Raw genomic sequence first — 10,640 nt, 5'->3', positions numbered from 1 at the left:
CGCCACCCGCGTTGCTGCCCAGCGGCCAGCCCATGGTGTGGGTGACTGTGCCTTCCTTGTGCTTGGCCGGGTCGATCTCCCAGATCTCTTTCATGCCAACGCCGTATTTCTGCGGCTCTTTGCCCGCGGACAGGTCGTATTTGGCAATGACTTCCTTGGATAGCGAACCGCGCACGCCTTCGGACAGGAAGACATACTTGCCGTGCAGTTCCATCCCCGGTTCGGTCTGCGGGCCGTATGATCCATCGGGCTCAAGACCGAAGACACCGGCGACGACGCCTTTGACTTCGCCGTTCTCACCATAAACCAGTTCCGAACACGCCATGCCTGGGAAGATTTCAACGCCCAGTTCTTCGGCCTGTTCGGCCATCCAGCGGCAGACGTTGCCCATGGAAACGATGTAGTTGCCGTGGTTGTTCATCAGCGGCGGCATCGGGAAGTTGGGAATGCGGATTTTACCGGCTTCACCCAGCATGTAGAAGTTGTCTTCCTCGACCGGCACGTTTAGCGGTGCGCCCTTTTCCTTCCAGTCGGGGATCAGCGCGTCCAGTCCGCACGGGTCCAGCACAGCACCTGACAGGATATGTGCGCCAACCTCGGACCCCTTTTCCAGAACGACGACGTTCAGGTCCGCATCCAGTTGTTTCAGACGGATGGCAGCCGACAGACCCGCAGGGCCTGCACCCACGATCACCACGTCGTATTCCATCGCTTCGCGTTCAATCTCGGCCATCGCGGGCTCCTTAGCTAACTTTCCGAATTGGCGCTTTCAACACGCGGTCGGCGCAATATTGTTTCACGGCTGATTACATGCTGAGAAAGACCTTGGTCAATCGAAACACGGCGTAAAACTGTCGCAATACGGCAGTTCACTGTTCCGGCCGGTCCCCCATGAGGTATCTGGGACCGCTACCATGCGATTTCGCCCTGTCGTCGGGGTTGTAAAGCGCACATTTAGGCAAGCTGAGACAGCCACATCCGATACAGCCATCCAGGTTATCCCTCAGGCGTGTCAGGGTATCGATTCGCTGGTCCAGATGGGAACGCAAACCTTTGCTGATTTCCTTCCAATCCTTGGGGGTCGGTGTTCGATTGCCCGGCAACCCGGACAATACCTGCCGGATTTCAGGAAGGGTCAGGCCGAACTGCTGAGCGATCATGACAAAACTCAGCCGTCGGATGTCTGCCCTCTGGTATCGCCTCTGCCCGCCCGGGTTTCGCCATGGCGAGATCAGGCCCTGGGATTCATAGTAGCGTATGGCCGAAACCGCCAATCCGGTTCGGCGCGCCAGCGCCCCTATGGAAAGTCCGTCGGATGCCGCCATCTTTTCCTCCACAAAACTCTTGACCTAAAGTTAGGTTTAGAAATTACGGTGAGTCGGGACAAGTCGAAAATGCAAAGGAGATCCCATGATGGCGACGCTTGAACACACCAATTTCACCGTGCGCGACCCCAAGGCCTCGGCCGCCTGGTTGCAGGATGTCTTTGGATGGAAAACCCGCTGGGAAGGCCCCGCCATCGCAGGCGGATACACAGTTCACGTGGGCAGCAAACATACCTACCTGGCGCTCTACGCTCCGGATGACCCGAAACCGGCAAGTGAAAGCAGCTATGACGTGGTGGGTGGACTGAACCATGTTGGCGTATTGGTCGAGGATATCGACGCCACCGAGGCGCGCGTCCTGAAAGCTGGGTTCAAACCGCATAACCATGCAGACTACGAGCCCGGCAGGCGGTTTTACTTCCGTGACGACAACGGCATCGAATTCGAAGTGGTCCAATATGATTGAGATGCTTTGGCTGGGCGTCGATGCGCATCGCTGGCGGCGGGGTGATCTGTTGGGCCATCGCCACAGGCGACCGCCGCCGCCGGGACGGCGTTAAGTCGCAAATCCCCCGCTCCAAATTCCTTGGCCTCTTGCAATTTGCGCCTTATTTAGGTCAGGTAATTGGCAACCCATCTTTCGCCCCGACGCTTCTGTGCGGCGGGGCGTAACAATTTTTGCGTGGACGACTAGAACATGGAAAAGATTCCAATGACGCCTTCGGGCAATGCCGCGCTCGAGGCGGAGCTGAAAAACCTCAAATCCGTCGAGCGTCCGGCGATCATCGAAGCCATCGCCACAGCGCGCGAACTGGGCGATCTGAAGGAGAACGCCGAGTACCATTCGGCCCGCGAAAAACAGGGTTTCATCGAAGGCCGCATCAAAGAGCTGGAAGGCATTCTGTCTCTGGCCGATGTGATCGACCCGGCCAAACTGTCCGGCGCCATCAAGTTTGGCGCCAAGGTGACTCTGGTGGATGAAGACACCGATGAAGAAAAAACCTGGCAGATCGTCGGGGAATACGAGGCCAATATTGAAAATGGCCTGCTGAACATCAAATCCCCCATCGCCCGCGCGCTTATCGGCAAGGACGAAGGGGACAGTGTCGAAGTGCGCACACCCGGTGGTGTGCGGTCCTATGAAATTCTGAATATCGAGTACGCCTGACCGGAGCGCTAGTCATGTCGGAGCCCAAAAAGGATCAAGAAGCCGAGCGTCCGACCTCGTTGGGTATCTATGACCGTCCGGGCCAGCCAGCGGTGACCGGAATCGAAATCGCCGCCATCATTCTCAGTGCGATCTGGCTGGTGGTGTCCGTTGTGTTTCTGGTGCTGCCCGGCCCACAGCAGGGCGGTGGGTTCATTGTCACTTTTCTGGCCGTGTTCATGCCGGTGGCAATGATTTGGGTCGCCGCGATGGCCATGCGCGCCAGCCGGATCATGCGCGAGGAAAGCGCCCGGCTGCAGACAGCCATCGACGCAATTCGCAACGCCTATGTCAGCCAGCAACAGCGTGGGGCCATCAGCTACGAACCGGCGGTCGGGCGGAAACTGGACGAAATCGCTGCGACTCTAAAAAAGTCCGAAAGCACACCTGCCACGTTTTCGACCCATCGATCCGAACCGGCACAATCAAGTGTGCCAACATCGGAAAAGGGTGATCAAACCGCGTTCGAACTTGGCACATCCGCCGAGGATATTGCGCCACCCCTGCCCAATGACGTCTTTATCCGTGCCTTGAATTTTCCCGAAACTCAGGAAGACGCCGAAGGGTTCACTGCGTTGCGCTTGGCACTCAAGGATCGCAAGGCGGCGCAGATTGTTCAGGCATCAGAGGATGTTCTGACCCTGCTCAGCCAGGAAGGCATCTATATGGACGACCTGCGCCCCGACATGGCCCGCCCTGAGGTCTGGCGCCAGTTCGCCCAGGGCGAGCGCGGGCGCTCGGTTGCCGCGCTGGGTGGAATTCGCGACCGGTCGTCACTGGCGCTGACAGCGGCGCGGATGAAGCAGGATCCAATCTTTCGCGATGCCGCCCATCACTTCCTGCGCCGTTTCGACCACATGATCGTGGATTTCGAACCTGAGGCAAGCGATGCCGATCTGACGGCCCTGGGCGAAACCAGAACGGCGCGTGCCTTCATGTTGTTGGGCCGGGTTGCCGGAACCTTCGACTAGAGCCCAAAGCTGCCATAGGGAATGAACCGAACCGGGTCACCGGGCGTGATATGACGTTCGCCGTCCTCAATCTCGACCAGACCTTCCGCCCAGCTGAGACCACTGATCCTGCCCGACCCTTCGGACTGGAAAACCTCGACCCGACCGTCCCGAACCCGAGCACGCAGGTATTCACGGCGACCGGGTTTCTTGCGTTTCTCAAAGGCGGCGGGAATGTCAAACCCCTGCGGGACCTGCCAACCCTCACCAGCCAACAAGCCCAAAGCCGGACGGGCAAAGATCAGGGTACATACCATCGCCGCGACCGGATTGCCCGGCAGACCAAAGACCGGCGATCCCTGCCACATGCCCAGCGCCAGAGGACGTCCGGGTTTGAGCGCAATCCGCCACTGCTGCATCGCACCGGCCTCGCGCAACAATGCCGAGACATGATCCTCATCACCCGCCGAAGCACCACCGCTGGTCAGGATAACATCGGCCTGCGACGCCGCGTGGTCCAGCCTCGCGCGTAACATATCCCGGTCATCCCCGACACGCCCCATGTCCACCGGCTGAAACCCCATCCGTTCGACCAGTGACAGCAACATGGGTCGGTTGGCGTCGAATATCTGACCCGGCCCCGCGGTCTCGCCCGGTTCGACAAGCTCATCGCCGGTGGACAGAACCGCGACACGTAGCTGTGCCCGGACCGACACATCGGCAATGCCCACCGCTGACAACAAGGCCAGATCGGCGGGGGTCAGCCTGCGCCCGGCAGGCAATGCCAGATCGCCTTCTGCCACGTCCTCGCCCGCCCGTCTTGTATTGGCTCCCTGTTTCAACGGCCCGCGAAAGGCGATGTGGCCGCTCTCAACGGTGACGTCTTCCTCGAGGATGACCGTATCGACCCCTTTGGGCAGGGCTGCACCGGTCAGGACGCGCAGGGCATGGCCCGAGGGAACTGCACCGTCAAAAGACACCCCCGCCGCCGCGCGCCCCTGGATCAGCGGCATCACATGCGCGCCCTCTGGTACGGCCCCCGCAAAACCATACCCATCGACTGCCGTGTTGGGTTGCGGCGGGTTGGATCGCCGGGCCGTCACATCCTTGGCCAGAATACGTCCTGACGCTTCAGGTAAAGTGACCAGCTCCATCCCGGTCACAGGACGCAGACGATTGCGCAGCAGGTTCAGCGCATCATCGACCGGTGTCCAATCTACACCGGCGGGAAGCGCGAAACAGTCGTTCCTGAGCGGCGGTGGTGCGATGTCCGGCTTGATCTGCGGCACGCCCATAATCCAGCCTTCTTCTGCCGCATTGACGTTTAGTTGCCGCGCCAGCGCGTCGGGCGGCAGATGCGCAAGGTTCAGGGCCACTTGTTCGACTTGCCACGCGTCCTTGATCCGCCCCTCGGGCGCCGCGCCCAGTCCGAGCGATGGCCAGATTTCGACGAAAGCGACGGGCTTGTCCAGATTCTCAAAGGGCCATACGGCAACCTGCCCATCAAAACGACGGCGCAGGCGCGCCAATACCGGCAGACCCATCATGACCTGACCGCCGACCGCTCCAGCGCCCGCCATCTGCCAGCAGGTAAAGCTGCCGGTTGCGAGGTCTTCGACCGCGCGGCGATCGGGGAACGGGTTGTGGTAATTGTCCTTTCGACGCGGCAGCCCGTCGATATCGCGTTTCAACCCATTGGCCCAGAAAGGACCCCGCCCGCCAAAACGGCGATTGATCTGCCCTGCCAGGTCAAAGCGGTTGTTGGCCTCGGGCGTGTCCTCGATCCGCGCCTCGAGCCAGTTCCAAAGGATTAGCGGGTCGTCCGATCCTGTCAGCGCGCGGGCGAAACCGCGCGGATAGCCAAAGGGGAAATCGAAACCAAGAAACAAGCGTCGCGCGGCGCTGCATTCGTCCTCGATCAGTTCGGACAGCCAAGCCTCGGCCAGCTGCCGGTTGCGCAGGTAAACCGGTCTGTTCGCCACCCCGTCCCGGACGACACAAGCCCAGATCGCATCCTTGCGCTGGTTCGGACCGGTATCGTTGCCTCCGGACCAATCCACCATGGCAAAGGTCTGAAACTGCGTCATAGGCCGACCTCCGACAGAATGAAATCGGCGATCCGCGTCGTGTCGTTCAGATCAAACACAGGCCGATCCAGTTCCAGCGGTGTGTCGCTAGCCACTGCGCGAATGCTGTCATCACCCGGTGCTATCAACGGATTGTTCGGTTCAGCCCGAAAGGCTTCAATCTTTGGATGTGGTTCCCGCTTGTACCCCTCGATCATCACCAGATCGACCGGTGACAAACGCGTTAGCAGTTCATCCAGCCTTGGCTCGGCCATACCGCGCAGTTCCTGCATCAAGGCAACACGATGGGCCGAAGCCAGCAGCACTTCAGACGCACCTGCAATTCTGTGGCGATAGCTATCGGTACCAGGCTGGTCCACGTCAAAAGCATGATGAGCATGCTTGATCGTGGATACGGTAAAACCACGCCCGGTGATTTCTGCCACCAGACGCTCCATCAGGCCGGTCTTGCCCGCATTTTTCCAGCCGGTGACCCCGTAAACCTTCATGCCCGCTCCAGCAATTCCCGAGCCCGCTCCAAATCCGCAGGCGTATTGACGTTGAAAAAGGGGTCAAAGGGATCGGCCGGGAACAACGCTTCGCGCCCGCCATGTTGATCGGTCCAAAGAACCACCTTGCGGAGCCCGTCGTGCAAAGCGGTCCGCAGATCATCACGCAACGCAACTGGCCAGAGGCCAAATGTCGGGTGTCGGTTCACTTTCTTTCCGCCTCCGGATTTCAGCGCCTCTTCCGAGGTTCGCGGAGTGGTCGCGAGCACCAGTGGATGCGCCTGGCCCTCGGCCGTTCGCACCAGCCGTTCCACCAGATCACGTGGAAAGAAAGGCGTATCCGCGGCGGCGGTCACGATACTGTCACCACCCTGTTCCGCAGCCCAGTCGAGCCCGGCCAGAACACCCGCCAGTGGCCCTGCGAACCCTTCGACCGTGTCCGGGATGACCGGCAGTCCCAGATCGGCAAACCGCTGAGGATCACCATTTGCGTTCAACGCCAGTCCGCTTACCTGCGGACCCAGCCGATCGATCACATGGCCCAAAAGGCTCTGACCGCCCAGTTGCAGCATACCTTTGTCGCCACCGCCCATCCGGGTGGCGAGGCCGCCTGCCAGGATTACGCCAAGAGGGTTACTCATTCCCGTCCCTTATTGCTTTTCCTCACGTGATAAGTCACTCGCGACTTTTGTAAATCGAACTCAGTTTAATTGGAACGCGGTTGGGTACAGGTGGTGCAGGACAAACAGCCACAGGATCAATGTCCCAACCGACAAGAACGAAGTCGCCGAAACGATATGAGCGGCCAATTTGGGTTCCTGATCGTAGTGCTTGGCAAGAAGAAACACGTTTTTCGCGGTCGGCACCGCCGAGGAAACAGTTGCCGCGATAGTCCACAAGGGGTCCAATCCGATCAGATGAGCTGTTAGCAACACAAGGCCCGGCGCAAGGATCAGTTTCGCCACCGTCAGAGTCAGAATCAGCGGCCCCGTCTGAATGATCGTACGTACGCTGGTGGTGAATCCGATCGCAAAAAGCGCGACGGCTGCCAGTGCCTGACTGAGCAGTTCCAAATAGTCCGAAACCGAGTCCGAGAACCCTATACCCGTGAAGGAATAAACAACGCCCAACAAAGTGGCCGCAATTATTGGGTTTTTCAGAACGTTTAGGAGGATCTTGTAAATCGGCGTTTTGGCGCTCGCCTTGTGTCCCGCCGCGCTTTCGAGAACCGTTGTCATGACCAAGAGCAGAATGGCGACGACAAGATTTGCCAGGACTGCCGGCAGCGCGCCCTTGGAACCGAATATAGCGTGTAGGATTGGCAGGGCGACCAACGCCGTATTTGATGCAACCGCTGCAAATGCTGCGACGGTAGCTGCTCCGGTCTGAAAGTTTGAAACGCTTTTCAAGCAGACGAACAATACGATGAACAGAACCAACAGAGTTCCGCCATAGGAAAGATAAAAACCGTAGTTCAAGAGGTTCCCGAATTCCTCCTGACCGATCAGATAGAACATAATGGCCGGGATCAAGACATATACGGCAAACTGGACCAAGGCGTCCGCAGTGTCTTCGCCCAGAAGCCTCGTCCACGAAAACGCGTACCCCGTCAGGATTACCGCAAATACCGGCGCAATGAGATTAATCAGCTCCATGTGTCACTCAGGCAAGGCATCTTCCAATTCGCGTAGGTTGCGTCCCATACTAGGATACATCCATTAGAATTCGCAGGATTTTGTAGGACTGCCTTCGTTGCCAGCCGAATTCAGGACAAAGAGCTTTTTCGGTGATGCTTCTTGTCCTCGGCCGCAACCGTCGTCGGATCTGCATCGCGCACCAACCGGTCCTCGCCCGCCAGACATACAAATCGCTGCCCGCGCATCCGACCGATGAGTGTCAGGCCAACCTCACGTGCAATCTCGACGCCCCAGGCGGTGAACCCGGACCGGGAGGCCAGTACCGGAATTCCCATCATGGCCGTCTTGATCACCATTTCCGAGGTCAGGCGACCGGTGGTGTAAAGGATCTTGTCCTCCGCTGTCTCTCGTTCGGACAACATCCAGCCCGCAATCTTGTCGACCGCGTTGTGACGTCCGACGTCCTCCATATAGACCAGCGGTCGGTTTTCGCGGCACAGCACCGTGCCATGGATCGCTCCGGCCTCAAGATACAGCGACGGTGTGCGATTGATCTTGGCGGCCAGCTCGTAAAGCCACGAGGTGCGTACCGAAACCCGGGGCAAACGCACGTCCTCAAGCCCCTCCATCATGTCGCCGAACACCGTACCAACCGCGCAGCCGCTGGTGCGGGTCTTTTTCTTCAGCTTGTCCTCATAGGATGTTTCGCGCGCCGTGCGGACAACGACGGTTTCCAGGTCCTCGTCGTAGTCGACCCGTGTGATCTGATCATCGTCCAGCAGCATCCCCTGATTGCGCAGGAAACCCAGCGCCAGATATTCGGGATAATCGCCAATGGTCATGGCCGTCACAATTTCCTGGCCGTTGAGGAAAATCGTCAGCGGCCGCTCTTCGACAACCGAAATTCGGCTGGTTTCACCGTTCTGGTCGACACCGTCGACCGCGCGGGTCAGGCGGGCTGCGCCGGGATCGGGCGCAATGATGTACTCTGACAGGTCCGTTTCCGTCGCCAATTGCAACCCTTTCCCAAGCCCGTTACTGCTGCTGCGGTCACCATAGGATTTAGCCATGGCATTCACCACATCCAAGTCACACTACTGGAAGGGTTTTCGCGATGGGACCCCGTTCATCTTCGTAGCGGTTCCATTTGGTACATTGTTCGGGGTCTTCGCGACCGAAACCGGGCTGAATATCGTCCAGACCATGGCCTTTTCCGCCACTGTGTTCGCGGGTGCCGCGCAGTTCGCTGCTCTGCAACTGCTGCAAGAGGAAACGCCGACCGTGATCATCCTGATCTCGGCCCTGGCGGTGAACCTGCGCGTCGCTATGTATTCCGCGTCGCTGACACCGTTTCTGGGTGCTGCGCCATTGTGGCAGCGGGCCTGCGCGGCCTATCTGATTGTCGATAATTCCTATGCCAGCTCGATCGTGCGGTTCGAAAAAGAACCACAGATGACTGTACCTCAACGTATGGCCTATTTCCTGGGTTCAGCCACTCCGGTTACGCCGCTGTGGATTCTGGCTACTTACCTGGGCGCTGTTCTGGGCACGCGAATTCCCGAAAGCTGGGCGCTGGATTTTGCCCTGCCGATTACCTTTCTGGCGATGATCGGGCCGATGATGCGGACCATGGCCCATGTGGTCGCGGCCTTGGTGGCAATCATCGTGTCCCTTCTGATGGTCGCTGTCCCCTACAACCTGGGCCTGCTGATAGCCGGTTGCGCCGGCATGATGGCGGGTGCCCGGGCAGAGCTGATGATGGAACGCAGAAAGGTCAAAGCATGAGCCAAGTCGATCCAGTCACAATTTGGACCATAATCATAGGGCTGGCCATTGGCAGCTATTCCCTGCGTTTCGTATTCATCGGCATTGTCGGTGATCGCCCGATGCCACCCTGGCTGCTGCGCCACTTGCGCTATACGGCAGTCGCAATCCTGCCTGCGCTGATTGCGCCGCTGGTGGTCTGGCCTTCGGCCACGGAAGGGCAACCGGACGTTCCGCGCATGGCGGCTGCGGCCGTGGCTCTGACAGTCGGGCTGTTCACAAAAAACGTGCTGGCTGCCATTTTTACAGGCGCCGCAACACTTTATGGCCTGTTGTACCTAGTTGGTTGAGGCCGCGTCGATCTGATTGAGCCGCGCGTTATTCACCGCAAGCCCCTTTTGCAGATCCGCGTCGTCGTTCTCGCGGTATTCCGAGGTGACAACACCCGGAATCTGTCCGAATTGCTCTGACAGCTTGTTTGGATAAAAAGTGACATCGATCTGCTCGAACCCCGGAACTTGTTGCAGGATCCGGGCGGTCGAATTGGCACAATAGGCAGATGCAACCGGTCCCGATTGCTTGGCCAGTTGCAGGGCGATCTCGGCCTGCTGCGGGGTCACTTCAATGGTTTGGATGCGCGCAAAATGCGTCTCGCGCGCGTGCGAGCTGCGATAGGCGCGCTCGGCCGCCGGCGTAATGCCGTAGAGAACATCGTCTTTGACCGGAACGATGTCCGCCCGGAACGAGCCCGCGGGATCAAAGATCACCCGCTCGCTGCCGCTGATCATCAGAGAGGTGTGTGCCCCGGACCCCGAGCGTGTGTTGACCATCGTATAAAGCGTCAGCGTCGACGGGCCCGGATCACGATAAGAGCGGGCCGCGATCTCGGTCTGATCGGCCTGAGGGCGATTGGACCCGGTGCATCCAGCGACAATCGCTGCCAGCAGACAGGCAATCAGGATCCTGAACACGGACATCTCCGGCCGGAATTACGACGCGAAGACCGCCAGGAAGAGGCAGAGTAATGCAATGACCACCACACACCAGGTGGTGAATCTGACGAACCCTTCAAAGGTTTTGTTTTGAACGGTGATGTCCATTTCGCCGTGCTTGTGATCAGCCATGTTTCTCAAGAATCCTAGTTCGCGTGTTCAAAACGTTGGATAATGCAAAACTCCGGGC

The 10,640-nt window shown here is 59.0% G+C and carries 14 protein-coding genes; 5 read left to right on the top strand and 9 right to left on the bottom strand.

Going from position 1 to position 10,640, the window contains the following annotated elements:
• Together AC2TDJ_RS19475 and soxR are read right to left on the bottom strand one after the other, a co-directional pair.
• On the bottom strand, positions 1-733 hold a 733-nt coding region (locus tag AC2TDJ_RS19475), incomplete at its 3' end, for an NAD(P)/FAD-dependent oxidoreductase (RefSeq protein ID WP_480844353.1).
• A 136-nt stretch (positions 734-869) separates the two neighbouring features.
• Entirely contained in the window at positions 870-1,325 is a 456-nt protein-coding gene (gene soxR / locus AC2TDJ_RS19470) for a redox-sensitive transcriptional activator SoxR (RefSeq protein WP_480844352.1), read from the bottom strand.
• 85 nt (positions 1,326-1,410) lie between these two features.
• Here soxR and AC2TDJ_RS19465 point away from each other — a divergent pair, with 85 nt between their 5' ends.
• The 3 genes from AC2TDJ_RS19465 (at position 1,411) to AC2TDJ_RS19455 (ending at position 3,503) form a co-directional block, all read left to right on the top strand.
• Positions 1,411-1,791, top strand: coding sequence for a VOC family protein (locus tag AC2TDJ_RS19465; protein ID WP_480844351.1), 381 nt, complete (start codon positions 1,411-1,413; stop codon positions 1,789-1,791).
• 231 nt (positions 1,792-2,022) lie between these two features.
• Positions 2,023-2,493 carry a transcription elongation factor GreA gene (greA, locus tag AC2TDJ_RS19460; RefSeq protein WP_480844350.1) on the top strand — a complete coding sequence of 157 codons (471 nt, stop codon included), beginning with the start codon at positions 2,023-2,025 and terminating at the stop codon, positions 2,491-2,493.
• Positions 2,494-2,507: 14 nt separating this feature from the next.
• Positions 2,508-3,503 (top strand): hypothetical protein, encoded by a 996-nt coding sequence (locus AC2TDJ_RS19455; RefSeq protein WP_480844349.1) that lies wholly within the window; start codon positions 2,508-2,510, stop codon positions 3,501-3,503.
• Here AC2TDJ_RS19455 and AC2TDJ_RS19450 read toward each other — a convergent pair.
• The 5 genes from AC2TDJ_RS19450 to AC2TDJ_RS19430 form a co-directional block, all read right to left on the bottom strand.
• Entirely contained in the window at positions 3,500-5,569 is a 2,070-nt protein-coding gene (locus AC2TDJ_RS19450) for a molybdopterin-binding protein (protein WP_480844348.1), read from the bottom strand. The two genes, AC2TDJ_RS19455 and AC2TDJ_RS19450, sit on opposite strands and share 4 nt — an antisense overlap.
• A complete protein-coding gene (gene mobB, locus AC2TDJ_RS19445) occupies positions 5,566-6,057 on the bottom strand; it encodes a molybdopterin-guanine dinucleotide biosynthesis protein B (protein WP_480844347.1) in 492 nt (163 codons plus the stop codon). Before mobB ends, AC2TDJ_RS19450 begins: the two co-directional genes overlap by 4 nt.
• Positions 6,054-6,698: a molybdenum cofactor guanylyltransferase MobA gene (gene mobA, locus AC2TDJ_RS19440; RefSeq protein ID WP_480844346.1), complete on the bottom strand. Its 645-nt coding sequence runs from the start codon at positions 6,696-6,698 to the stop codon at positions 6,054-6,056. Before mobA ends, mobB begins: the two co-directional genes overlap by 4 nt.
• A 60-nt stretch (positions 6,699-6,758) precedes the next feature.
• Positions 6,759-7,712: an AEC family transporter gene (locus AC2TDJ_RS19435; RefSeq protein ID WP_480844345.1), complete on the bottom strand. Its 954-nt coding sequence runs from the start codon at positions 7,710-7,712 to the stop codon at positions 6,759-6,761.
• 110 nt (positions 7,713-7,822) lie between these two features.
• Positions 7,823-8,764: a formate dehydrogenase accessory sulfurtransferase FdhD gene (locus AC2TDJ_RS19430; protein WP_480844344.1), complete on the bottom strand. Its 942-nt coding sequence runs from the start codon at positions 8,762-8,764 to the stop codon at positions 7,823-7,825.
• Here AC2TDJ_RS19430 and AC2TDJ_RS19425 point away from each other — a divergent pair.
• A complete protein-coding gene (locus tag AC2TDJ_RS19425; protein WP_480844343.1) occupies positions 8,763-9,479 on the top strand; it encodes an AzlC family ABC transporter permease in 717 nt (238 codons plus the stop codon). The genes AC2TDJ_RS19430 and AC2TDJ_RS19425 overlap by 2 nt on opposite strands.
• Positions 9,476-9,808, top strand: a complete 333-nt coding sequence (locus AC2TDJ_RS19420; protein WP_480844342.1) for an AzlD domain-containing protein — start codon at positions 9,476-9,478, stop codon at positions 9,806-9,808. The genes AC2TDJ_RS19425 and AC2TDJ_RS19420 overlap by 4 nt, the downstream gene beginning before the upstream one ends.
• On the opposite strand, the gene AC2TDJ_RS19415 is transcribed toward AC2TDJ_RS19420, so the two are convergent.
• Both AC2TDJ_RS19415 and AC2TDJ_RS19410 read right to left on the bottom strand, forming a co-directional pair.
• Positions 9,797-10,435, bottom strand: a complete 639-nt coding sequence (locus AC2TDJ_RS19415) for a hypothetical protein (protein ID WP_480844341.1) — start codon at positions 10,433-10,435, stop codon at positions 9,797-9,799. The genes AC2TDJ_RS19420 and AC2TDJ_RS19415 overlap by 12 nt on opposite strands.
• A 12-nt stretch (positions 10,436-10,447) precedes the next feature.
• Positions 10,448-10,582, bottom strand: a complete 135-nt coding sequence (locus tag AC2TDJ_RS19410) for an aa3-type cytochrome c oxidase subunit IV (RefSeq protein WP_480844340.1) — start codon at positions 10,580-10,582, stop codon at positions 10,448-10,450.
• Positions 10,583-10,640 lie beyond the last annotated feature (58 nt).

The sequence above is a fragment of the Ruegeria sp. HKCCD6647-2 genome, from assembly GCF_057221075.1.
The sequence above is the reverse complement of the archived record's forward strand: the minus strand, read 5'-3'. Positions and strand labels throughout refer to the sequence as shown.